Here is a 25,029-nt window from a genome sequence, read left to right as displayed (position 1 = left end):
CTGACACGCGCTTGTCGTGCCCCTGGCCATCATTTCGGCCTCTCCATCGAATGCCGGGTGATCCCATGAGAAACGCCACCAGTGGCCCCGAGGGCCAGACCTCCATGCAGGCCGCCCTGTGGGCCGAACTGGCCGCCCCCGCCGCGATCGCCCCTCGTGGCAACTGGATTGCCGTGGCCAGTGCCACCCATGCACGCCGGGGCTGTGCGGAGCGGGGCGCCGGCTATATGCAGGTGTGCCATGGCAAGGTCGCGCCGCTGCGGCGCGTGAAGCCGGGCGACCGGGTGGCCTACTACGCGCCCACCGTCACCATGGGGGGCAGCGACAAGCTGCAGGCCTTCGTGTCCCTGGGCGTTGTCAAGGCCGGCGAGCCCTACGCCTTCGACATGGGCGGGGGCTTTGTTCCCTTCCGCAAGGACGTGGACTATGTGCCCGCCACCGAAGCGCCCATCGCGCCGCTGCTCGACCGCTTCGAGTTCATCCAGGACCGCGCCCGCTGGGGCTATACCTTCCGCTTTGGTCTGTTTGCCATCAGCGACCACGACATGCGGCTGATTGCCGAGGCGATGGGCGCCGACACCCAGGCGCTGGGTTTGCAGACGCCGTCTCTTCTTGAGGCGCCGCTGCGGTAGATTGGCTGCCCCTGAACCGACTTGCGACATGAACCGCCTGCAGTCCGAATTGCATCGCCTGTACCTGCTGACCTCGCCAGAGGAAGGCGGCCGCCTGATGGACGAGGCCGGCCAGGTGCGGGCCATGGTGCTGGAGCTGGCCGCACCGGCCGATTGGGAGGCGTTGTCAAAGGTCTGGCGTGGTGTGCAGCTCGATCTGGGGTGGCCCGCTCCCGCCATCGCGGTGTCGGGCCTCGACGGACTGCAGCTGTGGTTCTCGCTGCGGCAGCCGGTGAGTGCAGACCGTGCCGCGGCGGCCCTGGCCCAATTGCAGGCGCGCTATCTGCCGGATATCGCCATGCCGGCACGGCTGCGCCTGAGCCCTTCGGCCGCCGGCTTTGCCGCGGGTCTCGTGCCTGCGGAACAGGCGCAGACGGGCAACTGGTCGGCCTTTGTCGCGCCCGACCTTGCGCCGGTCTTCGTCGACACGCCCTGGCTGGACATCCCGCCTGGCGGCGACGGCCAGGCCGACCTGCTGGCGCGGCTGGAGGGCATCAAGCCAGACGCTTTTGATGCCTTGGTGCAGGACGTCCGCCCCGTGACCGTGGCGCCGATGCTCGTCACGCAGCCCACGGGGGATGTGGACCCGAGGCGGTTCCTGCAGCAGGTGCTCAACGACGAGACGGTGGAGCTGGCCTTGCGCATCGAGGCGGCGAAGGCGCTGCTGCGCTAGGCCGGGCGCCTGGCTTCAAGCGGCCACGCCCGCGAGCGTCAAGGCAAAGCCCAGCCCGGCGCACAGGGCCAGCAAAGGCATCACGCCCATCTTGAAGCGGAACAGCGCGACGCTGGCGCCGGCGGCGATCAGCGCCGAGATCCAGTCGAAGTGCCCGCTCCAGCCCTGGGGCCAGAGCACATGCCAAGCGAAGAACAAGGCCAGGTTCAGGATCACGCCGACGACGGCGGCCGTGATGGCGGTCAGCGGCGCGGTGAACTGCAGCTTGCCATGGGTGGATTCGATCAGTGGGCCGCCGGCCAGGATGAAGACGAAGGACGGCAGGAAGGTGAAGAAGGTGACGACGCTGGCCGCCGCCGCACCGGCCAGGAAGACGGCGTCGGGACCGAACAGGGCCTTCGTCCAGCCGCCGACAAAGCCGACGAAGGCGACCACCATGATCAGCGGGCCCGGCGTCGTCTCGCCCAGGGCCAGGCCGTCGATCATCTGCGTGCCCGTCAGCCAGTGGTGATGCTCGACGGCGCCCTGGTAGACATAGGGCAGCACCGCGTAGGCGCCGCCAAAGGTCAGCAGCGCCGCCTTGGTGAAGAACCAGCCCATCTGCGTCAGCGCCCCTTGCAAGCCGTAGGCCGCGACCAGGCCGGCCATGGCGGCCGCCCACAGCCCCAGGCCGACGGCGAGCACGCGGGCCAGGCCGCCGCGGCTGAAACGGGCGTGCTCCGGTGTCGGCGTGTCGTCGTCGATCAGGGCCGGGCCGTAGCTTTGCCGGGCTGCACCGTGGCCGCCGCCAAGCGCAAAGACCTGCGGGGCCCGCCGGCCACCGAAATGCCCGATGAGGGCGGCGCCCAGCACGATCAGCGGAAAGGGCGCGTCCAGCGCAAAGATGGCGGCAAAGGCCGCGGCGGCGATGCCCCACAGCCAGCCGTTCTTCAGCGCCCGCGTGCCGATGCGGTGGGCCGCATGCACGACCAGGGCCGTCACGGCGGGCTTGAGGCCGTAGAACAGGCCGGCCACGACGGGCAGCTTGCCGTAGGCGAGATAGACCCAGGACAGGGCGATGAGGATGAAGAGGGAGGGCAGCACGAACAGCGCACCGGCGACGATGCCGCCCCAGGTCCGGTGCATCAGCCAGCCGATGTAGGTGGCCAGCTGCTGGGCCTCGGGGCCGGGCAGCAGCATGCAGTAGTTCAGCGCATGCAGAAAGCGCTTCTCGCTGATCCAGCGGCGCCGCTCGACCAGCTCGGTGTGCATGATGGCGATCTGCCCGGCCGGCCCGCCAAAGCTGATGAAGCCCAGCTTGAGCCAGAAGCGCAGGGCTTGCCAGAAGGCGATGGGTTGCGGCGGCGTGGCTATGGCGGAGGCTCCGGAGGGAAGACCAGCCGCAATGTAGGCCCTCCTCACCGCACCTGAACCTTCGCGATGCTGTCGCGCAGCGAGGCGGCGATGTCGCTGTCCGCCGGCACCTCGGCCAGCACGCGGCGCCAGTAGCCGACGGCCGCCGCGGTGTCGCCGCGTTCGTGCGCGGCGCTGCCGAGCAGGGCCAGCGTCGGCACATGCCGGGGATCGAGCCTGAGGGCGCGCTGCAGCAGGGCCTCGGGCTCGCCATCCAAACCCTTGCCTTGCACCAGGGCCAGCGTGACGGCGTGCTGGCTCAGCGGCTGAGCATCATCGGGGCGCAGGCGTTCCAGCTGGGCGTAGGCGGGCAGGGCGTCCTGCGGGCGGCCGAGTTGCTCGTAGGCGCGGGCCAGCAGGGTCCAGCCTTCGGCGTCGTCAGGGGTGCGCTGCAGGCGCTCGGCCAGGCGCTGCACCATCTGCTGCACGGGGTTGGTGGGCGGCGGGTTGATGGCGTCGGGGCGGCCGAGCTGGGCGTAGAGCAGGCCGGCAGTGAGCGGCAGTGCCAGGCCCAAGGCAGTCGTGGTGCGCCAGGCGCGGGGGCTGGGGCCGCTGAGCAAGGCCGGGGCTAGCGGCAGCAGGGCGAGCAAGGCCAGCGTGGCGGCGGCGAGGACGAAGGCGAGGGTCATTGCTTCGCGTTGCGCCAGTAGACGAGGCCACCGACGGCCAGCAGGGCCAGCGGCCCGAACCACAGGGGCAGGGTGCCGCCATGGAGGGCTGGGCGGTAGAGCACCTGCTCGCCGTAGCGCTGCACCAGGTCCTGTCGCAGTTCCTCCTCGCTGCGGCCGGCCGCGAGGCCTTCACGCAGCTGGCGCTTCATGTCGACGGCCAGCGGCGCATTGGACTCGGCCACGCTCTGGCTCTGGCAGACGACGCAGCGCAGCTCCTGGGCCAGGCGCTCGACGCGGCTGTCGAGGTCGTCGGCGTGCGCGGCAGTCGCGATGAGCAAGCCCAGCAGCAGGCTACGCACTTTGCAGCCTCCGGATCAGTGGCAGCAGCCGCTGGTTCAAGTCCTCCGCCGTGACCGGCCCGGTGTGCCGCAGCCTCACGATGCCGTGCTTGTCGATGACGAAGGTCTCGGGCACGCCGGTGATGCCCCAGGCCAGGCTGCCCTTGCCCTGGGCGTCCAGCCAGGTCAGCGCATAGGGGTTGCCGTGGCGCTTCAGGAAGCCCAGGCCCAGCTCGGGCGTGTCGCGGTAGTCGAGGCCGACGATGCGCACGCCGCCCTGTTCGGCCAGCTGGCCCAGCACCGGCAGCTCGGCGCGGCAGGGCCCGCACCAGGACGCGAACACGTTCAGCACCCAGACCTGCCCGGGCTGAGGCGCGGCGTCGCCGTCGAGCTTCTGCAGATCGAGGACCGGCGCGGGCCTGCCGACCAGCGGCGAGGTTGGCTCGGCCCGCGCGTCGTGCTGCAGCAGGCCGCGGCCGAGCAGGGCGACGAGGGCGGTGGCGCCGAGAAGCGGAACCAGGGCGGTGAGTTTCATGGCGTGGACAAGGTGGGAGCGACGAGGGGCGAGGTGGCGGCGGACTGCTCACGGGGGCGACGGCTTCGGGCCAGCACGCCCCAGAAGCCGCCGGCCGCCATCAGCAGCGCGCCGATCCAGACCCAGGCCATGAAGGGCTTGACCTGCACGCGCAGCGCCCAACGGCCGTCGGCATCAGCGTCGCCGAGGCTGGCATAGACATCGCGCCAGGGGCTGCGGGCGATGGCGGCCTCGGTCATGGCCATCTGGCGTCGGGCGTAGACGCGCTTCTCGGGTTGCAGCACGACCGGCGCGCCGCCGCGATGCCAGCTCAGCGTGGCCTGAGCCGCACGGTAGTTGGGCCCCTCGGTGGCCTCCAGTTTCTCGAAGCGCAGCACATGGCCGGCGACGCGGGCCTGCTCGCCGGGCGCCAGTTGCACGTCGTGCGACTGTTCCAGGCTGCGCACCAGGGTCACGCCCAGCACGAAGACGGCCACGCCGGCATGGGCCAGCCACAGCTGCAGGCCCTGCCGCCAGGCCGCGCGCTGGCGCCAGGCCAGGGCCAGCGTGCCGCCCAGGGCCCACAGGCCGGTGGCGATGCCGGCGGCCATCCACAGCGAACCCTGCAGCGCCAGGGCCAGACCCGCCGCACTGGCGAGCGCGGCTCCGGCCAGCGGCAGCAGCGGCTTGACGGCATCGAGGGCCGCCAGCCGCCAGCGCGCCAGCGGTCCGATGACGAGCAGAGCCACGAGGGGCAACATCAGCGGAGGGAAGACGGTGTCGAAATAGGGCGCACCGACCGACAGCCGGGTACCGCTGATGACCTCGGCCGCCAGCGGGTAGAGGGTGCCCAGCAGCACGGTGCCGGTGGCCGTCGCCAGCAGCAGGTTGTTCAGCAGCAGCAGGGACTCGCGCGAGCCCAGGGCATAGCCTTCGGCTGCGGGCAGTCGGCCGACGCGCAGCGCATAGAGGGCCAGCGAGCCACCCACCGAGACGGCCAGCAGCGCCAGGATGAAAAGGCCGCGAGCCGGGTCGCTGGCGAACGCATGGACCGAGCTGACCACGCCCGAGCGCACAAGGAAGGTGCCCAGCAGCGACAGCGAGAAGGCCAGCAGGGCCAGCAGCAGGCTCCAGCGCAGGAAGCCCGGCCGCTTCTCGGCCACCGCCAACGAATGGATCAGCGCCGTGCCCAGCAGCCAGGGCATGAAGGCCGCGTTCTCGACCGCGTCCCAGAACCAGAAGCCGCCCCAGCCCAGTTCGTAATAGGCCCAGAAGCTGCCGAGCAGGATGCCGCCGGTCAGCGCCGACCAGGCGGCCAGCACCCAGGGCCGGGCCCAGCGCGTCCAGCGTGTGTCGGGTTCGTCCTCCAGCAAGGCCGCCACCGCGAAGGCAAAGCCGACCGCGAAGCCGACATAGCCCATGTAGAGAAGGGGTGGGTGGGCCGCCATGCCGGGGTCCTGCAGCAGCGGGTTGAGGTCGCGGCCGTCGGGCGGTGCGGGCAGCAGGCGGGCGAAGGGGTTGGACGTGAAGGCGATGAAGGCGAGGAAGCCGGCCGCGACGATGCCGAGCACGCCTTGCACGCGCGCCGCAAAGGCTGGAGGAAGGCCATGACTGCGGGCCGCCACCAGCGCGCCCCAGGCCGACAGCACCCACACCCACAGCAGCAGCGAGCCTTCGTGGCCGCCCCAGCTGGCCGTGATGCGATAGCCCAGCGGCAGCTCCTGGCTGGCGTTGGCGGCGACATAGGCGACCGAGGTGTCGACCTGGATGAAGCTGAAGACCAGAGCGGCGAAGGACGCGCTGATGAGGCCGAAACCGACGAAGGCAAAAGGCCGCGCCAGCGCCATCCAGCGCGTGTCGCCGGCCTGGGCTCCCCACAGCGGCAAGACGGCCTGCGCGAGCGCGACGGCGAGGGCGAGCAGCAGCGCGAACTGACCCAGCTCGGGTGTCATCGCGCGCTCGCCTGTTTGAGGGCCGCGGCGGCTTCGGGCGGCATGTAGTTCTCGTCATGCTTGGCCAGCACCTCATCGGCGATGAAGTTCAGGCCGGCGAGCTTGCCCTGGGCGACGACGCCCTTGCCTTCGCGGAACAGGTCCGGCAGCTGGCCGCGGTAGCTGACGTTGATGGCCTGGGCGCCGTCGGTCACGGTGAAGCGCAACTCACTGCCGTCACGCTGCACGGAGCCCGCCTGCACCAGGCCGCCGAGGCGAAAGCGCGTGCCGGCCGGCGCTTCGCCGCGAGCTATCTCGCTGGGCGTGACGAAGAACACCAGGTTCTGCCGAAAGGCCTTCAGCACGAGGCCGCCGGCGAGCGCGAGCAGGGCCAGCATGGCGAGCAGGCCGGCGAGACGGGCGTGACGGGGTTTCATCTGCGCAGGGACCAGAGTTCGATGGCGATGCCGGCGGCCACGGCCGCCAGCGACGTCCAGACGTAGAAGGCGTGGGCGCCGAAGAGCTCACTCATGCCAGGCTCCCGATCGCCCGCGGCCAGCGGGCCTCGGACTCGACACGCGCCTGCAGTTGCTGCCGGGCGCGCTTCAGCACGGCCGCACCCGCATAGGCCCAGAAGCCCAGCGTCGACAACAGCAGCCCGGCCAGCATCTCCGGTGCGATGGCGCTGCCGCGGGTGTTGATGGAGGCGCCCTGGTGCAGCGTGTTCCACCAGCTGACCGAGAAGTACAGCACCGGCAGGTTCAGCGCGCCGACGAGCGCCAGCAGCGCGCCGGCCTGGTCGCCGCGGCGCGGGTCGTCGGGCGTGTCGACGGCCGAGGTCAGGGCGATGAAGCCGACGTAGAGCAGGGCCAGCAGCAGGGCCGAGGTGAGGCGCGCGTCCCAGACCCACCAGGTGCCCCAGGTGGGGCGACCCCACAGCGAGCCGGTCAGCAGGGTCAGCAGCGCGAACAGCGCGCCGGTGGGCGCCAGGGCCCGCATCAGCACAAAGGCCAGGCGCGTCTTCCAGGCCAGACCCCACAGCGCCCAGAAGGCCATGGCGCCGTAGCAGACCATGGCGATCCAGGCGGCCGGCACATGCAGATAGAGGATGCGGTAAGCCTCGCCCTGTTGGGCATCGGTGGGCGCGATGAAGAGGCCGAGGGCCAGGCCCGCGGCGATGCCCAGTGCGGCCAGCAGCCACAAGGCGGGCAGCAGCCGGCCGGTCAGCGGCAGGAAATGGGCGGGGCTGGCATAACGCCACAGCGGATGGGGCTTGCTCATTCAATCCAACATCAGTGAAAGGGCGGCCGAAGTGGCCCAGGGCGCCAGGGCCAGCAGCAGGGCCAGCCAGGCGCCGAGCAGCAGCAGGGCCGTGTCGGCATTCGCGCCACCGTTGGCCGCCGCGGTGCCGAAGACCAGCACCGGCACCTCCAGCGGCAGCAGCAGCAGGGCCAGCAGACCAGCGCCGGCGCGTGCATGCAGCACCAGGGCCGCGCCCAGGCCGCCGAGCAGGGCCAGGGCCGGCGTGCCCAGCAGCAGGCTCAGGGCCAGGGGTGCCGGGTCCTCGATGCCGAAGGCCAGGGCCAGCAGCGGCGTGACCAGGACCAGCGGCAGGCTGCCCAGGCCCCAGTGAACGGCCAGCTTCAGCGCCACGGCCAGCGGGCGCGGCAGCGGCGACAGCCACCATTGCTCCAGGCTGCCGTCGGCGAGGTCGGGCGCGAACAGGCGCGGCAGGGCCAGCAGGCTGGCCAGCAGCGCGGCAATCCACAGCAGGCCGGGCGCCAGCTCGCGCAGCCGCGCCGGCTCGGGGCCGAGGCCGAGGGGGAACATGGCAGCCACGCCGACGACGAAGCCCAGCGGTGTCAGCCATTCGGCCGGCTGGCGCCAGGTGCTGGACCACTCCCGCCGGGCCAGGGCCGCGGCGGCTTGGAGGGCGGCGCCCATCAGGGCCTCCCGAGCAGCAGGCTGCGAACGCTGCGCTTGAGCGGCAGGGCCTGGTGGCTGGTGAAGACGACGCTGCCGCCCTCGTCGGCCTGCCGGTCCAGGCGCTGGGCGAGGCGGTCGGCCATGGCGGCGTCGAGTGCGGCCAGCGGCTCGTCCAGCACCCACAGCGGCGCCACGCGCGGCAGCCACAGCTGGGCCAGGGCAGCGCGGCGGCGCTGGCCTTCGGACAGCTGGGCCAGGCGCAGGCCGGCGGCTTCGTCCAGCCCGACGGGTGCGAGAGCCGCCAGCGCCTCGCCTTCCGTGCAGGGCCGCCCGGCGAGAGCCGCGCTGCTGCGCAGCTGCTCGATGACGGTCAGCACATCCTTGAGCCCCGGGCGGTGGCCGATATAGAGCAGCTCGCGCTCCACATGCACCCGCCCCGCGCGCGGCGAACTCAGGCCGCAGATCAGGCGCAGCAGGCTGGTCTTGCCGCTGCCGTTGGCGCCTTGCACCCACAGCAGTTGCCCGGGATGCAGGGCCAGGTCCAGCCCTTCGAACAACGGCCGGGCACCGCGCGACTGGCCGACGCGCTGCAGGATGAGCACGGGCGGCGGGGTGAGCGAAGCGGCGACCAGGGACATGCCTGCCACTCTAGGCAGCGGGCCGCCGCGCGCCAACGAAGCAAAACGACTGAGCTAGTGCGGGCTGTGTTGGCGCCGTCAGGCCTTCAGCGTGCGCAGCCAGCGCAGGCTGGTCGCGATGCTGTCCAGCGCCTGCTTCGGCTGGTCATGTTCGACGAAGAAGTGGCGGATGCCGCGGCTGGCCGGATCGGCGAGCAGGCCGGCAAAGTCCACTGCACCGGAGCCGACCTCGGTCATCTGGGCAAAGGCGTCTTCCATCTTCAGGCTCAGCACATCGTCGCCCTGCAGAGGCGGCAGGGCCTTGAGCTGCTTGAGGTGCACGAGCGGGAAGCGCCCCGGATGGGCCTTCAGCAGGGCCAGCGGGTCCTGCCTCGCTGCCACGGCCCAGCAGAGGTCCAGCTCCATCCGCACCAGCTGGGCATCGCAGCGGTCCAGCAGGAGGTCGTAGGGCCGCTGTCCCTGCAGCCTGGCGAACTCGAAGTGATGGTTGTGATAGCAGAACTGCAGGCCGGCGCGGCGGCACAGCTCGCCGGCACGGTTGAAGCTGTCGACACGGCGCTTCCAGCCCTCGAGGTCGCGCCACTGCTTCTCGTCGACCCAGGGAAAGACCAGATAGCGGTGGCCGACGGCCAGGGCCGCGTCGATGATGCCCTGTGCATCCGGCCCGAACAGGCGGTCGTCGACGTGGGCCGAAGGCGAGGCCAGGCCGAGCTCGTCGAGCAGGGCGCGGATGCCGCGCGGCGTTTCGTTGAAATAGCCGGCGAACTCCACCTCGCGGTAGCCGAGCTCGGCGACGCGCTTCAGCGTGCCGCGGAAGTCGCGCTTGAGCTCGTCACGAACGGTGTAGAGCTGCACGCCCGGATTGGCAACGCGTGGCGTGTCGGCCGCCCAGGCGGGCAGCGTGCCGGCCGCCAGCAGCCCCTTCAGGACGAGTCGCCTGTCCATGCTCATGCCGCCGGCACGCGGTAGATGGCGCAGAGCTTGTTGCCGTCGGGGTCGCGCACATAGGCGAGGTGGAAGTTGCCGAGGCTGTGCTCGCGCAGCCCCGGTGGTTCTTCGATGGAGGTGCCGCCATGGGCCACCGCCACGTCGTGGAACTGCTTCACCCGCTCCGGCGAGTCGCATTTGAAGGCGACGGTGCCGCCGTTGGCGAAGCTGGCCGGCTCGTCGTTGATGGGTTCGCTGATGGCCAGGGTGCTGCCGTTGTGGCGGTAGAAGAGGCGGGTGTGGCCCGAGGCCGCGGTATTGCGCAAGGGCTCGCCGGCACCCAGGACGCCGAGCACGGCGTCGTAGAAACGTTGCGACCTTTCGAGGTCGTTGCTGCCCAGCATGATGTGATTGAACACGGCTCGTCCTTGCTTGCTTGGAGGGTGCCGGCAGTCTAGGCGGCGACAGCGGCGACTTCGCCTCGGCGGTGGCGATCTGTACTATTCAGTCAAATTTCCCTGCATGACGATGCGCACGACCTTTTTTGCCGCCGCCCTGTCCCTGCTTGCCGCCGCGTCCAGCCCGGCCCTGGCCGACCGGGATGCCCTCTGGAGAATCACCGACACGACCTGTGTGCCGGCAGTCGGTGCGGGGAAGATGCCGGCGCCCTGTGCCCGGGTCGAGCTGCCGGGGGACCGCGACCACGGCTGGGCGCTGATCAAGGATCGCCGCGGTGTGCTGCAGTACCTGCTGTTGCCCACGGCGCGCATCCCCGGCATCGAGAGCCCGTTGCTGCTGAACGCCGACACGCCCAACTTCTTCGCGCTGGCCTGGCAGTCGCGGGACCTGCTGGACAGGCTGCACGGCCAACCCCTGCCGCGCGACACGGTCTCGCTGGCCCTCAACCCCATCCCGCGGCGCAGCCAGGACCAGTTGCACATCCACATCTCCTGCGTGCGGCCCGAGCTGCGCGCTCGCCTGGCGCAGGTCGACCTTTCGACGAGCTGGGCACCGCTGCAGGGCGGCTGGCTGGGCCACACCTGGTCGGTGCGGCGGGTGGACGCCGAGACGCTGGACGGCATCAATCCGGTCGCCGAGGTGGTGGCCCAGGTGCCGGGCGCCGCCGCCGACATGAGCCTCGTGGGCATCAGTGTCGTCGGCATGGTCTTCAAGGATGGCAAGCCGGGCTTTGCGCTGATGGCGACGCGCTGGGACGGCAGCGACCGCACCAGCGGCTCGGCCGAGCACGATGTGCAGGACCACGACTGCGGCGTGCTGGACGGCAAGACCCAGTCGGGCGCCGCGGCCCAACTGCCGTCGCGCGACATCGACTGAAGCCCCGCCTACAGGCCGGCCGCGCGCGCCGCCAGCGTGCCCAGCTCGCCATACATCGGCAGCACGTTGGTGCCCGCTGTTGGATGCACGCGGTTGGACAGCAGCACGAAGAAGCTGTGGCTGCCCGGGTCCAGCCAGAAGGCGCAACCGGTGAAGCCGGTGTGGCCGAAGCTGGTGGGCGGGTAGAGACTGCCGCGCGGCCGGGCATAGGGCGAGGCGATGTCCCAGCCCAGGCTGCGCTTCTCGGCGATGTCCGGCGGTGACTGCGGCGTGGTCAGCAGGGCCACGCTTTCAGCCGACAGCAGGCGCCGGCCATCCGCGGCGACGCCGCCGGCCAGCAGCATGCGGGCGAAGCGGGCCAGGTCGGCCGTCGTCGTGAACAGACCGGCATGGCCGGCGACGCCGCCCATCTTGCGCGCCGTCGGGTCGTGCACCTCGCCGCGCAGCACCTGGCCGTCGGCCATCCTTTCCGTCGGCGCGATGCGGGCGGCGCTCATGCGGCGCAGCGGCAGATAGCCGCTGTCCTTCATGCTCAGAGGCTGGAACAGCGACTGGTCGGCGAACTGCTCCAGCGGCAGGCCGGCGACGCGTTCGACGATGAGGCCGAGCAGGATGAAGTTGACGTCGGAGTAGCGGAATTGCGTGCCCGGCAAAGCGGCCAGCGTCAGCTCGCAGGCGATGCGCAGCGCGTCGTCCTTGCCGGCCCAGTCGCCGGCGCCGTTGCGCGGCAGTCCCGATGGCAGGCCGGAGCTGTGCGTCAGCAACTGGCGCAGCGTGATGGCTGCCTTGGCCTCGCCACCGCAACCCGGCAGATAGCGCTGCAACGGCGCCTCGACGTCGAGCTGGCCGCGCTCGCGCAGCAGCTGCACCAGGGTGGCGGTGACGACGGGCTTGGTCAGCGAGGCGGCGTCGAAGACGGTGGTCTCATCCAGCGGCTCGGGCTGCGGATCAACGGCGCGCTGACCGTAGGCGCGGTGGTGGCTGCCGTGGCCAACGCGCTCGATCCAGACGGCAGCGCCGGGCAACTGGCCCTGGGCGATGAAGCGCTCGACGGCGGCGTCGGCCTCGGCGAGAGGCTGGGGCGCGAGGCCCGGGGGATGGGCGCAGCCGGACAGCAGGCCGGCCAGCAGCGCCCCGGCAGCGAGGGTGGATCTCATGAGCGGGATTCTGAAGCCCCGCCGGTGCCCTTCAACCGCGCCGCGCGGCCTCGATCCTGGCGATGTCGATCTTCTTCATCGTCATCATGGCCTCGAAGGCCCGCTTGGCGGCCGCCGGGTCGGGGTCGGTGAAGGCGTCGGTCAGGGCGCGCGGCGTGATCTGCCAGGACAGGCCCCAGCGGTCCTTGCACCAGCCGCATTCACTCTCCTGGCCGCCGTTGCCGACGATGGCGTTCCACAGGCGGTCGGTCTCTTCCTGGGTGTCGGTGGCGATCTGGAAGGAGAAGGCCTCGCTGTGCTTGAAGACGGGGCCGCCGTTCAGGCCGATGCAAGGGATGCCGAAGACGGTGAACTCGACGGTCAGCACGTCGCCCTGCTTGCCGTCGGGATAGTCGCCGGGCGCGTGGTGGATGGCGCCGATGCTGCTGTCGGGGAAGGTCTCGGCATAGAAGCGCGCGGCGTCCACGGCTTCCTTGTCGAACCAGAGGCAGATGGTGTTCTTGGCGGTCATGGGGGCTCCTTGTGCGTGAGTTGCATCTTGACCCCTGGTCGACGACGGGGTGGTTACGTTATGTTGGCAGCATGAAGCGCCGCCTTCTCCTGCTGCTGGCCCCCACCCTCGCCGCCTTCTCGGCATCGCCGCTGCACGCACAGCCGCCATCGCCCGTCGGGGCTGCCAGGCAGCTGCTGCAGGCCACACCTGCCGCTCAGCGCCACGAGCTGCTGCAGCCCTTCACCGATCCCGCACGCAGCGACTGGCACTACACACCGCGCCGCCGCGATGGCATCGCCTGGAAATCCATGTCCACCATCCAGCGCGAGGCGACGACGGCACTGCTGCGCACGGCGCTCAACGAGTCGGGGCTGGACAAGGTGAGGGCGCTGATGGCGCTGGAGATCGCGCTGCGCCAGCTGGAGGGCTCGGGCAGCAGCTTTCGCGATCCCGAGAACTACGCCATCGCCCTCTACGGCGAGCCTGGCGCCGCGGCCTGGGGTTGGCGCATCGAGGGCCATCATCTGTCCCTGCATTTCAGCCTGGCCGGCGAGCGCTATGTGGCCACGCTGCCGCAGTTCTTCGGCGCCAACCCGGCGACCGAGCCCAAGCGGGGTTTCCGGCTGCTGGGCCACGAGGAGGACCTGGCCCGCCAATGGCTGGCCAGCCTGACGCCGGCACAGCGATCAAGCGCCGTCTTCAGCAGCCGCAGCTTCGGCGACATCGTCAGCGGCAACGCGCCGCGCGCCAAGCCGCTGGACGCGGTGGGGCTGCCGTTTGCCGACATGGAGGCCGGCCAGCAGGCCCAGGTGCTGAAGTTGATCGCCGCGTTTGCGGACCATCTGCAGCCGGATCTCGCCCAGGCCCGCCTGGAGCGGGTGCGCAGGGCGCCGCTGGACGGTATCCGCATGGGCTGGGCCGGCTCGACGCAGCCGGGCCAGCCCTTCTACTTCCGCATCCAGGGCGCTGCCTTCCTCATCGAGTTCGACAACTCGGGCGGCAACCATGTCCATTCGGTCTGGCGCGATTTCGATGGCGACTTCGGCCGCGATGTGCTGGCCGAGCACTACCGCAAGGCGGGAGACCACGGCCGCTGAAACCTCAGCAGCGATTTCGTTATGACTTCAGTTGCAAACTTGATTGGAAAGCGCGTGGCGCGAGCGGTAAGGTCATGGCTCCTCGTTGGTCTCCTCCTCCCGCATGGGTGGATTCAGCCCTTCAGCCGGCCTGCCGGTCGAAGGGCTTTTTTCTGACTCGCCATGCCGTCCTCCCCTGACCGCCTGCCCGTCATCGATCTCACTCCCTTGCGGGATTCGTCGGCCGGCGAAGCGGCGCTGCAGCACTGTGTCGCCGAGATCCGCCGCGCCTGCCTGGCCCATGGCTTCTTCTATGTGACCGGCCACGGCCTGCCGGCCGAGCTCACGGCCCGCCTGGAGGCCTTGGCACGCGCCTTCTTCGCCCGGGCCGAAAGCGACAAGCTGCGCTGGCCCATGAGCGCCGGCGGGCGGGCCTGGCGCGGCTACTTCCGTGCCGGCGGCGAGCTGACGTCGGGCCGGCCGGACTGGAAGGAAGGTCTGTATCTGGGCAGCGAACTGCCCCCCGACCACCCGCTGGTGCAGGCCGGCACGCCACTGCACGGCCCCAACCTGTGGCCCGACACACCTGGACTGCGCGAGACGGTGCTGGCTTATCTGGACGCCGGCGCGGCCGTCTGCGCCACGGTGCTGCGCGGCATCGCGCTGAGCCTGGGCCAGCCGGCCGACTACTTCGAGCAGCGCTACACCCGCGACCCGCTGCTGCTGCTGCGCCTCTTCAACTACCCGAGCCGCCCTGCGCCCAACGCTGCCGGCTGGGGCGTGGGCGAGCACACCGACTACGGCCTCCTGACCCTGCTCTACCAGGATGACACGGGCGGCCTGGAGGTGCACACGCCGCAGGGTTGGGTCGATGCGCCGCCGCTGCCGGGCACCTTCGTCTGCAATCTGGGCGACATGCTGGGGGCCGCGACCGCATCTCGGTGCCGCTGTTCTTCGACCCCAATTTCTTCTCCACGCCCGCAGCCATCGAAGGCCTGCCCGCCGCGCCCGATGACCGCGCCACGCGCTGGGATGGCGCCAGCGTGCACGAGTTCAGCGGCACTTATGGGGACTATCTGCTGCGCAAGGTCGGCAAGGTCTTTCCCGAACTGGGCGCGGCGGTGCTGCCCTGAAGCCTTGTTTGCAAATCTCATAACCGTTCGCGTTTTGCTTCGTTTGCCGATGAAGCGCTGAACCCTAGCCTTGCTCGGTTTTCGCATGAGAGCCGACATGAGCACCCTTGCCGTTGAAGAACCCGAAGTCCTGGCCCGCGCCCGCGAGGCCGCCCAGGCCGCTGCGCTGCCCTTCGCAGGTAGCGTCGCGCCGCGTGACGCCTGGGCCCTGGTCCAGGCGGGCCGGGCCGTCCTCGTCGACGTGCGCAGCACCGAGGAGCGCCATTTCGTCGGCCATGTGCCGGGCAGCCTGCATGTGGCCTGGGCCACCGGCACCTCGCTGAACCGGAATCCGCGCTTCGCCAAGGAGCTGGACGCCAAGGTCGGTGCCAAGTCGGGCAACGAGCTGCCGGTGCTGCTCTTGTGCCGCAGCGGCAAGCGCTCGGCGCTGGCCGCCGAGGCCGCCACCAAGGCGGGTCTGACGAACGTCTTCAATGTGCAGGAAGGCTTCGAAGGCGACAGCGACGACCAGCAGCAGCGCGGCCATTTCAATGGCTGGCGCTTTCACAGCCTGCCGTGGGTGCAGGACTGAAATGATGCTGCCCCTCGCCCAGTCTCGCCCGGCTGAACGCGGGCAAGCCCGGTCGGTCCCCCGCGGGGACGGCGATGCTTGCCGGATCGACCGGCAAGCACATCGCCCTACGCGGGCCGGCTTGGGAGCGGCCCGGCACTCGGCCCGCAAAGCCGGGAAGCAATGACATGACCGACGTGATCGACGACCTCTCGGGCATCGTCTCGGCCCTGCGCGGCGCCCGCCGGCGTTGGCGCGAGGAGCACCGGCGCTGGGACGCTGGCGGCCGCGAGCTGCCGTCGCGTGAGCTGCTCGCCGTGGTTGTGCAGCAACTGGCCGGTGCCTTGTTCCCGATGCGCCTGGGCCCGCCCGACCTGCAGCCCGAGGGCGAGGACTATTACGTCGGTCACACCTTGGGCGCGGCCTTGTCGCGGCTGCGCCAGCAGGTGGCGCTGGAACTGGGCCATGACGCGCGGCTGCGCGGCACGGAAGCACCGCCCTTCAACGAAGCGGCCGAGCGCGTGGCGAGCTTCGCCGCCCGCCTGCCCGCCGTGCGCGAGCTGCTGGACAGCGACGTCATCGCCGCCTTCCAGGGCGACCCCGCCGCGCGCAGCGTCGACGAGGTGCTGCTCTGCTACCCGGGCCTGCATGCGTTGATCAGCCACCGTCTGGCGCATGAGCTCTACCGGCTGCAACTGCCGCTGATCGCACGGGTCATCTCGGAGCTGGCCCATGCCCAGACCGGCATCGACATCCATCCCGGCGCCACCATAGGCGCAGGTTGCTTCATCGATCACGGCACCGGCGTCGTCATCGGCGAGACGGCGGTGCTGGGCCAGCGGGTGCGCATCTACCAGAACGTCACGCTGGGCGCCAAGAGCATTCCCACCGACGAGGCGGGCCATGCCCACAAGGGCCAGCCACGCCACCCCATCGTGGAGGACGACGTCGTCATCTACGCCGGGGCCACCGTGCTGGGCCGCATCACCATCGGCCGCGGCTCGGTCATCGGCGGCAACGTCTGGCTGACCCGCAGCCTGCCGCCGGAAAGCCGCATCTCCCAGGCCGCCTCGCAGGCCGACCCGAACTCAGCCTTCCAGGCCTTCACCGCCTGATCTCTTCACCCCACCCACGCCCCCAGGAGCCCTTTCCCCATGGCTGACTCTCCCCAACTCGCGCTCAGCGATACCGCCGCGCGGCAGCTTGCGAACGCGACCAAGACCGTCCCGCAGCTCTCCACCATCACGCCGCGCTGGCTGACGCATCTGCTGCAATGGATCCCGGTCGAAGCCGGCATCTACCGCCTCAACAAGGTGGCCGACCCCGAGGCCGTCAAGGTCGCCTGCGCCAAGCGCGACGAGGCCGAGCTGCCCGTCACCTTCGCCGACTACGACGCCGCCCCGCGCGAGTACTTCCTGAATGCGGTGGCCACCGTGCTGGACGTGCACACCCGCGTGTCCGACCTCTACAGCAGCCCGCACGACCAGATCAAGGAGCAACTGCGCATCGTCATCGAGACGATCAAGGAGCGGCAGGAATCCGAGCTGATCAACAACCCCGACTACGGCCTGCTGGCCAATGTCGCCGACGAGCAGCGCATCTCGACCCTCACCGGCGCGCCGACGCCCGATGACCTGGACGACCTGCTGAGCAAGGTCTGGAAGGAGCCGGCCTTCTTCCTGACCCATCCGCTGGGCATTGCCGCCTTCGGCCGCGAGTGCACGCGCCGCGGTGTGCCGCCGCCCACCATCAGCCTGTTCGGCAGCCAGTTCCTGACCTGGCGCGGCATCCCGCTGATCCCCAGCGACAAGGTGCCGGTCAACGACGGCAAGACCAGCATCATCCTGCTGCGCGTGGGCGACAAGCGCCAGGGCGTGGTGGGCCTCTACCAGCCGGGCCTGCCTGGCGAGCAGGGCCCGGGCCTGTCGGTGCGCTTCATGGGCATCAACCGCAACGCGATCGCCTCCTACCTGATCAGCCTGTATTGCTCGCTGGCGGTGCACAGCGACGATGCGCTGGCCGTGCTCGAAGACGTGGAAGTGGGCAAGTACCATGAGTACCCTGACACCTACCGCTGACGTGGTCGAGAGCCCTTTCGACGTTGCAGCGCTGGGTCGGCTGGCCAACGAGCTGTTCGGCAGCCTCAATGCCGGCTCGCTGCCTTCGGCGCAGCCGGTGCAGTCGGCTGGCGGCCTCAATGTGCCGGCCAACCCGTTGCCGCCCGGCTTGCCCAGCGGTCCGTTGCCGCAGGCCACCACCACGCAGTTCGGCGGCTTTGGCGCTGCGGCGCCGGGGTTGAACCTCGCGCCCACCGGCCCGGACCACGTCGCCGCATTGCTGCGCCCGTCGCCCGCCCGTGCGCCGCATGCGCAGGCCGGCAATGGCGTGCCCGATGTGCTGCTGACCAGCGTGCCCGGCATCGACGGCCGCGCCGGCAGCCAGCTGCTGGGGGTGCCGCAGCAGATCGCGCCGCCGCAGCGCGAAGCTGTGCCCTCGGGCTACTACTTCGTCGAGCCGGCGGCGCAGTCGTCGCTGTATGTGCTGGACCTGCAGCGCCACCCCGGCGTGAATGGCCATCACGCCGGCGAGGTGCCCAACAAGCACCAGCTTCAGAGCCAGCGCGTGCCATTCGACGTGAACGCCATCCGGCGCGACTTCCCCATCCTGGCGGAGCGCGTCAACGGCAAGCAGCTGGTGTGGTTCGACAACGCCGCCACGACGCAGAAGCCCCAGGCCGTCATCGACCGATTGAGCCATTTCTACGAGCACGAGAACAGCAACATCCACCGCGCCGCCCATACGCTGGCCGCGCGCGCGACGGATGCCTACGAAGGTGCTCGCAAGACGGTGGCGAAGTTCGTCAATGCGCGCTCGGCCGACGAGGTCATCTTCGTGCGCGGCGCCACCGAGGCCATCAACCTGGTGGCCAACACCTGGGGTGAGCAGAACGTCGGCGCCGGTGACGAGATCGTCGTCTCCCACCTGGAGCATCACGCCAACATCGTGCCCTGGCAGCAGCTCGCTGCCCGCAAGGGCGCGCATCTGCGTGTGATTCCGGTGGACGACAGCGGCCAGGTGATCCTGTCCGAAGCGCAGAAGCTGCTCGGCAGCCCGCGCGCCAAGCTGCTCGCCGTCACCCAGGTCAGCAATGCCCTCGGCACAGTGGTGCCGGTGCAGGAGCTGGTCGGCATCGCGCAGCGCCAGGGTGTGACGACGCTGGTGGACGGCGCGCAGTCGGTATCGCATCTGGCCGTGGACGTGCAGGCCATCGGCTGCGACTTCTTCATCTTCAGCGGCCACAAGATCTTCGGGCCCACCGGCATCGGCGCCGTCGTCGGTCGCAAGGAAGTGCTGGACGCCATCCCGCCCTGGCAGGGCGGCGGCAACATGATTGCTGACGTGACTTTCGAGCGCACCGTGTTCCAGCCGGCACCGGCGAAGTTCGAGGCCGGCACCGGCAACATCGCCGATGCCGCGGGGCTGGGCGCCGCGCTGGACTATGTGTCGCGCGTGGGCCTGAACACAATAGCCCGCTACGAGCACGACCTGCTGGCCTACGCCACCGAGGCCATCCGCCCCATCCCGGGCCTGCGCCTCATCGGCACGGCGGCCGACAAGGCCAGCGTGCTGAGCTTCGTGCTGGCTGGTCACGAGACGGCGGCGGTGGGCAAGGCGCTGGCGGAGGAGGGCATTGCGGTGCGCTCCGGCCATCACTGCGCCCAGCCCATCCTGCGCCGGTTTGGCGTGGAGGCCACCGTTCGGCCATCATTCGCGTTCTACAACACCTGCGACGAGATCGACCATTTCGTGTCGGTCGTGCGCCGCCTGGCCAGAGCATGAGCATCGAGACCGTCACCCGCGTGGAGATCCGCCCGCTGCCCGGCAGCTTTGCCGCCGAGGTGGTTGGGCTGGATCTGAATCAGCCGCTGGATGAAGCGGACTTTCGCCGCATCCATCGCGCCCACCTGGACCACCATGTGCTGGTCTTCCGCGACCAGCGCATCACGCCGGAGCAGCAGATCGCCTTCAGCCGCCGCTTCGGCGCGCTGGAGATCCATGTGCTGCACCAGTTCCACCTCAAGGGCCACCCGGAGATCCTCATCGTCTCCAACATCGTCGAGAACGGCCAGCCGGTCGGCCTCGGCGATGCCGGCCATTTCTGGCATTCCGACCTGTCGTACAAGGAAAAGCCCAGCCTGGGCTCGCTGCTGCTGGCCCAGGAGCTGCCGAGCGAGGGCGGCGACACGCTGTTCGCCGACCAGCATGCGGCTTGGGATGCGTTGCCGCCTGAGCTGCAGGCGCGGGTGCGGGGCCTGAAGGCCGAGCATTCCTACCTGGCCAAGTACGAGGAACTGCGCGAGCGCAGCCCCTGGCGCCCCAAGCTCAGCGACGAGCAGGTGGCCCAGGTCAAGCCGGCCGTGCAGCCGGTGGTGCGCACCCATCCGGAGACGGGGCAGCTCGGGTTGTTCGTCAGCGAGCACTTCACGACGCGCATCGTGGGCTTGCCTGATAGCGAGAGCCGCGCGTTGCTGGAGGAGTTGTTCCGCTATGCCACGCTGCCGGAGTTGCAGTACCGGCATCGCTGGCAGCCGCACGACATGGTGTTTTGGGACAACCGGTCGGTGATGCATTTGGCGGCTGGGTGCCCTGACCACCTGCGGCGGAGGCTGCATCGAACGACGGTGCAGGGCGATCAGCCTTTTTGACTGTGGATGCTTTTGCGCTTGTCCTTTCGACTCGATGCAGTGCCGCGGGAATCCGCCCCGCGATGGCGGGTAACTTTTCTCTGACGCGCCAGAGAAAAGTCACCAAAAGAGGAGCGCTGAATGCAATCCGCACTCGAGTGGCGGCATGCGCTCGCGATGCTCGGACTGGGCCGCGCCTACACGCGACCCGCTGCGCTCTCGCTGCTGTCCCTATGACGTGCATCACTAATCGCCACTTCACGCCCGTTAACGCCGGCTGCACGCCGGGCTCATCAGGGAATACCGCGTCGCTGGGGCGACGTACCGAACGGTGATGCTCGTCGCGTCGCCCGAGCGACGCTGTCTTTGGGTTTTCTGGTGAGCCCGGCGTGCAGCCGCGCGTTCAGCGGCCTGGTGCTCCGATCTTTGGTGCTGCTCATAGGGACAGCAGCGAGAGCGAAGCGGGTCGCGTCTTCCCGCAATACCGGCGGATGTTTTCGCGCGCCGTTCATGGCGTCGTGGTGCTGGTGTGCGGTTCAGGGCCTCTTCTTTGGTGACTTTCTTCTGGCCCCGCAGAAGAAAGTTACCCGGCCGCCGGGACGGACTCCCGGCAATGCACCGGGCAGACGCGCGCTACGCAAACGCAACCAACAACGCGCCGCGTTGCCCTCCGGCCTACTGTGCACTCACCTTCAGCCAATTGATATTCCACTCCTTGCCAACGGACTTCAGCCGCAGCGTGTGGTTGCCCGCCGTCATGGCGAAGGGCGCGCTGGTCTTGGTGATCCAGGTCTGCCAGCCGCCGGTGTTGGGCACTGCCATCACGTCCACCGCCTTGGCGCCATCCACCCAGACTTCGAAGCCCGTGCTGCCGTTGGCCGTGGCCAGGCGGAGGTCGAGGGTGAAGCTACCGGCGGTCGCGACGCTGATCTTGAACTCGATGTAGTCGTCTGCATCGAAGTGGCCGACGTCCTGGCCGCCGCCGGTGTCGCTGCAGTTCTCCAGCTCGACGCCGCTCATGGCCGTGAAGGCCTCGGCCTGCAGCGTCGCAGGCACCGGGACGGCCTGGATGACCGTGCTGGCGGCGTCGCTGTAGTAGCTCTCGTTGACGGCGGTCAGTGAAGTGACGGCGTAGAAGTAGGTGGTGCCGCTGACCGCCGTGCTGTCCGTGTACTTGTTGGCCGTGACCTTGTCGGCAAGCTTGGTGTAGTTGCCACCGGCGCCCGTGGAACGATAGACGTTGTAGCCCGTGACCTTGGCATCCGTGCTCGCGTCCCAGCTGAGGGCGTTGCCGCCTGCGCCTTCGGCCAGCTTCAGGTTGGCCGGGCGGGCCGGCAGCTGGAAGACTTCCGGTGCGGCCGCGCTCGTCATCCACTGCGCCAGGCCGGAGTGCACCTCCAGGGTCTGGGTGGCGTAGGACTTGAACAGGTTCTCGATCTCGGTGACGGTGGCGACCGTGAAGTCGACCTTGCCGTTCATGTCGATGACGTCCTTGCCCTGCACCGGCTCCTTGTCGAGCAGATACATCTCGGCCCAGGTGTTGGCGCTGCCGTTGTCCTTGAAGACGCCGTTCAGCGCATAGGTCTGGCCGCCCTGCAGCGTGATGGCCTGGTAGACGCCGCCGTTGATCTCGCCGGTGACGCCGTCGGGCCGGGTCACGCGCAGCACGCCGCCTTCGCTGCCGGTCGGGGTCTTGCCTGCGGCCGCGTAGTTGAAGTCCAGGCCCAGCTTGCCGCTGACGGTCAGGGTCGTCCAACCCGCGTTGGAGCCGAAGCCGCCGTTGGTGATGACCTCGGCATTGGTGGCGGTGTTGGTGATGCTGATCTTGTCGAAGCTGACGTCAGGATTGCTGCCACCCGACGCGCCGCTCTTGATGACGAAGTAATAGGTCTTGGGGCCGGTGCCGCCGACCTTGATGGTGGGCGCCTTGACCGCGCAGGCATTGGCGAAGCTGGCGTCCCAGCCGGCGCAGTCCCAGGTGCTGGCCTTGGCCACCAGGCCGACGCCGGTGTCGAAGTTGGTGTTGGCGGCATTGGTCACCATGCCCCAGGTGCCCTTGCCCGAGCCGCCGGCCGGGCTGACCAGCTTGTAGGACCAGGACGTCGACGCCCAGCCGTAGCTCGCATAGGTGTCGTAGGTGGCGCGGCCGATCTGGCCGCCCAGGTCCAGGCCGGCGCCTTGCCAGGGCTGGAACTCGCCGACGAGCAGCGGGATCTTCAGGTCGCTGACCTGCTTGTTGTAGGCACAGACGCCCGTGGTGCCGGTCGGGCCGCAGCGCAGCCAGTCGCGGTGGACCATGTAGGGCGTGTCGCCGGGGCGGTCGCCGAACAGGCCGGGGTAGGGGTGGATCTCGAAGGCGACGTTGGTGAAGCCCTTGGCGGTCGGGCTGCCATAGCCGTCGATGCTGCCGTAGTGGCTGGGCAGCAGCACGATGTGCTTGGCGTCGATGGCGCGGATGGTCTTGTACAGGTCCTCGACGCGCGTCACCATGGCCTCGGCCGTCGAGCCCCAGGGTTCGTTGAGCGGGTCGTAGGCCGCCACCACCGGCTCGTCCTTGTATTTGGTGGCGATCTGCTGCCACAGCCAGCGCGTGCGCTCCTGGGCGTCGGCGTCGGTCCAGTACTTGTTCTGGCCGGCGCAGCCGGTGTGGTCGTTGGGCGTCTGGCCGCCGGGAGCGCCGTGCAGGTCCAGGATGACGTAGATGCCGCGCTTCTTGGCCTCGGCGATGCTCCAGTCCAGATATTTCCAGGCGTCGGCGCGCAGGGTCTTGGGCTTTTTCTCGTCCTCGATGGCGCTCCACAGGATGGGCAGGCGCACGACATTGAAGCCGAAGGCCTTGAGCTGGTCCCAGTCGCGGCTGGTGATCCAGCTGTCGCGGTAGAGCTTGATCAGGCGTTCCTTCTCGTCGTAGCCGAAGCGCTCGGTCAGCTTGGCCTCGAGGGTGCATTGGTCGGTCACGCCATTGCCGCCCTGGCCCATCATCCAGAACTCCTGCACCAGCCAGTTGCCGAGGTTGGTGCCCTTCAGCAGCACCTGCTTGCCGCCGGCATCGACCCATTTCGTGCCGTCGGTCTTCAGCTGGGTGAGGCTGTCGCTGGGGGCTGGTGCCGGGGCGGGAGCGGGTGCCGGCGCGGGCGCCGGTGAGGCAGCGGACGACCCGCCGCCGCAGCCGGCCAGAAGGGCCGCGCCCATCACGCCGCTCAGCAATGCGCCGCGCGCAGACACGCCCAGGTCGACGGCCGCGCCGCCCACGAACCATTCTCTTGCCACGTCTTGTCTCCGTTATTTGATTGGAACCGGTTCCAAATCAGTATCCAAGACGGAGCAGATGCTTGTCAACCGTGCCTGGGTAACCTTTAACAGGGGCGGGCGGCTACGGCGGCCCGCGGCGCGATTTGCATGGAATCGTTTCCACGATCGGTCGTACTCGGGCGCGCTCGATCGTGTGGTGACGGGTCTTCGTTCAGTGGGTGCTGTTGGAGCCGCGCAAGCCCCACTGCGTGATGTGCGCAATGGGGACGCCGACATAGAAGATGTGCGACAGCAGACCGCTGACGATGCTCCATCCTTCGGGCAGCTTCCAGCCGGTGACGCCGGACAGCGGCACGACGACGTAGACCATGGCCACCCAGGTCAGCACGCCATAGACGCTGCCCCAGAGCCAGGGATGGGCGATCAGCGCGCGCAGCCTCTGCGCCGCTACCAGATAGACGGTGGCCATGCCGGTGGTCAAGGCGAAATGGCAGAACAGTCCCAGCGCCACCATGGCCGCACCGCCCTGCAGGGCGGAAGCGCCCAGCAGGCCGCTGGCGATGTACTTCAGGATGCCCTCGACGGTGGCGCCCTGGGACACATAGCTCGCGAATGCGGCCAGGATGTCCAGCGCACCGGCGACCAGGCCGGCCAGGATGACGGTTTGAATGCGGCGCATGGGACCTTCCAGCGGTGGCGTGGGCAAGCGACGAATCCTAGGGAGACCGTCGAGCGGCGGCACGAGGGGATGCCCGAAGCGGCCTGTACCATGACCCGAATCCCCAAGGCAGGCCAGCCCAAGTGACCGCAACCCTGGACATCGACCTGCTGCGCAGCCTCGTCGCCGTCGCCGAGACCGGCGGCCTCAGCAAGGCCGCAGCGCGCGTGGGGCGGACCCAGTCGGCCCTGAGCATGCAGATGCAGCGCCTGGAGGAGGTGGCTGGCCAGCCCCTGCTCTACCGCACCGGCCGCGGCGTGACGCTGACGGCGGCCGGCGAGCGCCTGCTGGTGCATGCGGGCGAGCTGCTGCGCCGGCATGATGAGGCGCTGGCGGAACTGCGCGGCGCCCAGGTCTCGGGCCTGCTGCGCCTGGGATGCCCCGAGGACTACGCCGTCGTCTTCCTGCCCCATCTGCTGCAGGGTTTCGCCAGCCTCTATCCCCAGGTGCAGCTGGAAGTGGTGTGCGCGCCGACGCCCCGGCTGCTGGAGCAGTTGGCCCGCCATGCCGCAGACCTGGCGTTGGTGTCCGTGCAAGCGGGTGCCGACGAGGCCGACGTGATCCGCCGCGAACCCCTGGTCTGGGTCGCGCGACGCGGTGCCTCGGCAGCGATGCTGGACCCGCTGCCCCTGGCCCTGGGCGCGCCGGATTCCCTGGACCATGTGCTGCCGCGCCGGGCGCTGGAGGCGACCGGGCGGCGCTTTCGCATCGCCTACGCCAGCAGCAGCCTGTCGGGCCTGATCGGCATGGCCCGCTCGGGCCAGGCGGTCACGGTGCTGACGCGCACCGCCGTGCCGGATGACCTGGAGATTCTGGGCGAGGAGAGCGGCCTGCCGCCTCTGCCCGATGTCGGCCTCACGCTGGCCTTCGACCGCGAGCAGCCCGGTGCCCTGGCCGCGGCTTTCGCCGCCCACGTCAGGAAGACCTTGCCGGGCGCCTGATAGCTGATATCAAAACAATTCGCTTCACCAGCGGGCGCGCACTTCCTACGCTCGCGGGCATTCATTCA

27 protein-coding genes are annotated in these 25,029 nt (G+C 69.6%); 11 read left to right on the top strand and 16 right to left on the bottom strand.

Annotation, left to right across the window (positions count from 1 at the left end):
* The first annotated feature begins 104 nt into the window (after window positions 1-104).
* On the top strand, window positions 105-632 hold the full coding sequence (locus tag ACS5PN_RS30415; RefSeq protein ID WP_439467863.1) for an EVE domain-containing protein: 528 nt from the start codon (window positions 105-107) through the stop codon (window positions 630-632).
* Window positions 633-660: 28 nt separating this feature from the next.
* A complete protein-coding gene (locus ACS5PN_RS30410) occupies window positions 661-1,344 on the top strand; it encodes a hypothetical protein (protein WP_439467769.1) in 684 nt (227 codons plus the stop codon).
* 15 nt (window positions 1,345-1,359) lie between these two features.
* Here ACS5PN_RS30410 and chrA read toward each other — a convergent pair whose 3' ends face one another.
* The 12 genes from chrA to ACS5PN_RS30350 form a co-directional block, all read right to left on the bottom strand.
* Window positions 1,360-2,697, bottom strand: coding sequence for a chromate efflux transporter (chrA, locus tag ACS5PN_RS30405; protein ID WP_439467862.1), 1,338 nt, complete (start codon window positions 2,695-2,697; stop codon window positions 1,360-1,362).
* A 44-nt stretch (window positions 2,698-2,741) separates the two neighbouring features.
* The gene (locus ACS5PN_RS30400) at window positions 2,742-3,365 is read right to left on the bottom strand and encodes a tetratricopeptide repeat protein (protein ID WP_439467768.1); all 624 of its coding nucleotides are present in this window, start codon (window positions 3,363-3,365) and stop codon (window positions 2,742-2,744) included.
* Window positions 3,362-3,706, bottom strand: a complete 345-nt coding sequence (locus ACS5PN_RS30395) for a cytochrome c-type biogenesis protein (RefSeq protein ID WP_439467767.1) — start codon at window positions 3,704-3,706, stop codon at window positions 3,362-3,364. Before ACS5PN_RS30395 ends, ACS5PN_RS30400 begins: the two co-directional genes overlap by 4 nt.
* Window positions 3,699-4,220: a DsbE family thiol:disulfide interchange protein gene (locus ACS5PN_RS30390; RefSeq protein ID WP_439467766.1), complete on the bottom strand. Its 522-nt coding sequence runs from the start codon at window positions 4,218-4,220 to the stop codon at window positions 3,699-3,701. The genes ACS5PN_RS30395 and ACS5PN_RS30390 overlap by 8 nt, the downstream gene beginning before the upstream one ends.
* The gene (locus tag ACS5PN_RS30385; RefSeq protein WP_439467765.1) at window positions 4,217-6,151 is read right to left on the bottom strand and encodes a heme lyase CcmF/NrfE family subunit; all 1,935 of its coding nucleotides are present in this window, start codon (window positions 6,149-6,151) and stop codon (window positions 4,217-4,219) included. Before ACS5PN_RS30385 ends, ACS5PN_RS30390 begins: the two co-directional genes overlap by 4 nt.
* A complete protein-coding gene (gene ccmE, locus ACS5PN_RS30380) occupies window positions 6,148-6,567 on the bottom strand; it encodes a cytochrome c maturation protein CcmE (protein WP_439467764.1) in 420 nt (139 codons plus the stop codon). The genes ACS5PN_RS30385 and ccmE overlap by 4 nt, the downstream gene beginning before the upstream one ends.
* A complete protein-coding gene (gene ccmD / locus ACS5PN_RS30375; protein ID WP_439467763.1) occupies window positions 6,564-6,662 on the bottom strand; it encodes a heme exporter protein CcmD in 99 nt (32 codons plus the stop codon). Before ccmD ends, ccmE begins: the two co-directional genes overlap by 4 nt.
* Window positions 6,659-7,411 (bottom strand): heme ABC transporter permease CcmC, encoded by a 753-nt coding sequence (gene ccmC / locus ACS5PN_RS30370; protein WP_439467762.1) that lies wholly within the window; start codon window positions 7,409-7,411, stop codon window positions 6,659-6,661. The genes ccmD and ccmC overlap by 4 nt, the downstream gene beginning before the upstream one ends.
* Window positions 7,412-8,074 carry a heme exporter protein CcmB gene (gene ccmB, locus ACS5PN_RS30365; RefSeq protein WP_439467761.1) on the bottom strand — a complete coding sequence of 221 codons (663 nt, stop codon included), beginning with the start codon at window positions 8,072-8,074 and terminating at the stop codon, window positions 7,412-7,414. It lies immediately after the preceding gene.
* Window positions 8,074-8,694, bottom strand: coding sequence for a heme ABC exporter ATP-binding protein CcmA (ccmA, locus tag ACS5PN_RS30360; RefSeq protein WP_439467760.1), 621 nt, complete (start codon window positions 8,692-8,694; stop codon window positions 8,074-8,076). Before ccmA ends, ccmB begins: the two co-directional genes overlap by 1 nt.
* Before the next feature lie 78 nt (window positions 8,695-8,772).
* Window positions 8,773-9,639: a sugar phosphate isomerase/epimerase family protein gene (locus ACS5PN_RS30355; protein ID WP_439467759.1), complete on the bottom strand. Its 867-nt coding sequence runs from the start codon at window positions 9,637-9,639 to the stop codon at window positions 8,773-8,775.
* Between the two features lie 2 nt (window positions 9,640-9,641).
* Window positions 9,642-10,040: a VOC family protein gene (locus ACS5PN_RS30350; RefSeq protein ID WP_439467758.1), complete on the bottom strand. Its 399-nt coding sequence runs from the start codon at window positions 10,038-10,040 to the stop codon at window positions 9,642-9,644.
* A 109-nt stretch (window positions 10,041-10,149) separates the two neighbouring features.
* Between ACS5PN_RS30350 and ACS5PN_RS30345 the strand changes: the two genes are divergently transcribed.
* The gene (locus ACS5PN_RS30345) at window positions 10,150-10,956 is read left to right on the top strand and encodes a CDP-diacylglycerol diphosphatase (protein ID WP_439467757.1); all 807 of its coding nucleotides are present in this window, start codon (window positions 10,150-10,152) and stop codon (window positions 10,954-10,956) included.
* An 8-nt stretch (window positions 10,957-10,964) separates the two neighbouring features.
* Here ACS5PN_RS30345 and ACS5PN_RS30340 read toward each other — a convergent pair whose 3' ends face one another.
* Together ACS5PN_RS30340 and ACS5PN_RS30335 are read right to left on the bottom strand one after the other, a co-directional pair.
* Complete coding sequence (locus tag ACS5PN_RS30340) at window positions 10,965-12,113, bottom strand: serine hydrolase domain-containing protein (RefSeq protein ID WP_439467756.1); 1,149 nt, start codon at window positions 12,111-12,113, stop codon at window positions 10,965-10,967.
* A gap of 31 nt (window positions 12,114-12,144) precedes the next feature.
* Window positions 12,145-12,624 (bottom strand): VOC family protein, encoded by a 480-nt coding sequence (locus tag ACS5PN_RS30335; protein WP_439467755.1) that lies wholly within the window; start codon window positions 12,622-12,624, stop codon window positions 12,145-12,147.
* A gap of 71 nt (window positions 12,625-12,695) precedes the next feature.
* Between ACS5PN_RS30335 and ACS5PN_RS30330 the strand changes: the two genes are divergently transcribed.
* The 7 genes from ACS5PN_RS30330 (at window position 12,696) to ACS5PN_RS30300 (ending at window position 20,071) form a co-directional block, all read left to right on the top strand.
* Entirely contained in the window at window positions 12,696-13,703 is a 1,008-nt protein-coding gene (locus ACS5PN_RS30330; protein WP_439467754.1) for a DUF3500 domain-containing protein, read from the top strand.
* A gap of 162 nt (window positions 13,704-13,865) precedes the next feature.
* On the top strand, window positions 13,866-14,876 hold the full coding sequence (locus ACS5PN_RS30325; protein ID WP_439467753.1) for an isopenicillin N synthase family dioxygenase: 1,011 nt from the start codon (window positions 13,866-13,868) through the stop codon (window positions 14,874-14,876).
* A gap of 36 nt (window positions 14,877-14,912) precedes the next feature.
* Complete coding sequence (locus ACS5PN_RS30320; protein WP_439467752.1) at window positions 14,913-15,386, top strand: rhodanese-like domain-containing protein; 474 nt, start codon at window positions 14,913-14,915, stop codon at window positions 15,384-15,386.
* Window positions 15,387-15,553: 167 nt separating this feature from the next.
* Window positions 15,554-16,480, top strand: coding sequence for a serine O-acetyltransferase EpsC (gene epsC, locus ACS5PN_RS30315; protein ID WP_439467751.1), 927 nt, complete (start codon window positions 15,554-15,556; stop codon window positions 16,478-16,480).
* A 39-nt stretch (window positions 16,481-16,519) separates the two neighbouring features.
* Window positions 16,520-17,443 (top strand): family 2A encapsulin nanocompartment shell protein, encoded by a 924-nt coding sequence (locus ACS5PN_RS30310; protein WP_439467750.1) that lies wholly within the window; start codon window positions 16,520-16,522, stop codon window positions 17,441-17,443.
* Entirely contained in the window at window positions 17,418-19,205 is a 1,788-nt protein-coding gene (locus tag ACS5PN_RS30305) for a family 2A encapsulin nanocompartment cargo protein cysteine desulfurase (protein ID WP_439467749.1), read from the top strand. Before ACS5PN_RS30310 ends, ACS5PN_RS30305 begins: the two co-directional genes overlap by 26 nt.
* The gene (locus ACS5PN_RS30300; protein WP_439467748.1) at window positions 19,202-20,071 is read left to right on the top strand and encodes a TauD/TfdA dioxygenase family protein; all 870 of its coding nucleotides are present in this window, start codon (window positions 19,202-19,204) and stop codon (window positions 20,069-20,071) included. Before ACS5PN_RS30305 ends, ACS5PN_RS30300 begins: the two co-directional genes overlap by 4 nt.
* A 654-nt stretch (window positions 20,072-20,725) precedes the next feature.
* On the opposite strand, the gene ACS5PN_RS30295 is transcribed toward ACS5PN_RS30300, so the two are convergent.
* Together ACS5PN_RS30295 and ACS5PN_RS30290 are read right to left on the bottom strand one after the other, a co-directional pair.
* Window positions 20,726-23,320 carry a cellulase family glycosylhydrolase gene (locus ACS5PN_RS30295; RefSeq protein ID WP_439467747.1) on the bottom strand — a complete coding sequence of 865 codons (2,595 nt, stop codon included), beginning with the start codon at window positions 23,318-23,320 and terminating at the stop codon, window positions 20,726-20,728.
* A gap of 193 nt (window positions 23,321-23,513) precedes the next feature.
* On the bottom strand, window positions 23,514-23,981 hold the full coding sequence (locus ACS5PN_RS30290) for a hypothetical protein (RefSeq protein ID WP_439467746.1): 468 nt from the start codon (window positions 23,979-23,981) through the stop codon (window positions 23,514-23,516).
* Window positions 23,982-24,103: 122 nt separating this feature from the next.
* On the opposite strand from ACS5PN_RS30290, the gene ACS5PN_RS30285 reads away from it, so the two are divergent.
* Complete coding sequence (locus tag ACS5PN_RS30285) at window positions 24,104-24,961, top strand: LysR family transcriptional regulator (protein WP_439467745.1); 858 nt, start codon at window positions 24,104-24,106, stop codon at window positions 24,959-24,961.
* The last annotated feature ends 68 nt before the right edge of the window (window positions 24,962-25,029 follow it).

It is taken from the genome of Roseateles sp. NT4, assembly GCF_051857475.1.
Lineage (GTDB): Bacteria > Pseudomonadota > Gammaproteobacteria > Burkholderiales > Burkholderiaceae_C > Pelomonas.
The sequence above is the reverse complement of the archived record's forward strand: the minus strand, read 5'-3'. Positions and strand labels throughout refer to the sequence as shown.